The organism is Paraburkholderia sp. NMBU_R16 (assembly GCF_013282575.1).
In the GTDB taxonomy this organism is placed as follows: Bacteria; Pseudomonadota; Gammaproteobacteria; order Burkholderiales; family Burkholderiaceae; genus Trinickia.
The window spans coordinates 1-746 of sequence record NZ_JAAAYE010000244.1 but is presented as its reverse complement, the minus strand read 5'-3'; the positions used below and the strand labels follow the sequence as shown (position 1 = coordinate 746).

Sequence of the window (746 nt, the reverse complement as noted above, 5' to 3'; positions counted from 1 at the left end):
GTTCAAGTGATGCTCCGGCAGGTGCCTTGGGCTGCGGTATGAGTGTCCGTCGAGCACGAGGCAGTAGGCGTTGTGGCGCAAGCGGTCGAGCGTAGCGGAGGCCAGCAAGCGGTTAGCCGGGAACGCCTGGTCCCATTCGGTCAGATCGAGGTTGCTCGTGACGATGGTGGAAGCGGCCTCGTAACGCTCGGCGATCAGTTCGTGCAGATCCTCGTCGGCGGGCGGACGCAGCGGTTTGAGTCCAAAGTCATCGATGATCAACAATTCGACGCGCATTAAGCTGGCGAGCCGACGCTCGTAGGCGCCGGTGGCGCGTGCTGCGTTCAAGCTCGTGGTGAGCTGGGTGCAGGTGGTGAACAGCACGTCCACTCCCTGACGCACGGCGCAATGACCGAGGGCCTGCGCCAAATGGCTTTTACCAGTACCGCAAGGCCCGACGATGAGCACGGGTGCGTGTTCGCCCAGGTAACGGCCGCCGGCCAGATCGTGTACCAGGGCACGGTTCAGTTGCGGCAGCCGATCGAAGTCGAATTGCTCAAGTGTCTTGCTGGTGCGGAAGGCGGCGCGTCGCATGCGTAGCGCAAACTTCTTCTGCTCGCGCCGGGCGACTTCGTCTTCGATCAATAGCGCGAGGAAGTCGATGTAAGAGAGCTTCGCATCGATCGCTTGGCGATTGCGCGCCTCCAGCGAGTCGAGGATGCCGGACAGGCGCAGTTGCTTCAGATGCGGGGTCAAGGCTGGCATGG

General features: G+C 62.6%; 1 protein-coding gene. It reads right to left on the bottom strand.

Annotated elements, in window-relative coordinates; genetic code table 11:
- Positions 1-744: IS21-like element helper ATPase IstB (gene istB, locus GWC77_RS28085; protein ID WP_173262850.1), on the bottom strand; the 744-nt coding region annotated here is incomplete at its 3' end.
- Positions 745-746: the final 2 nt, after the last annotated feature.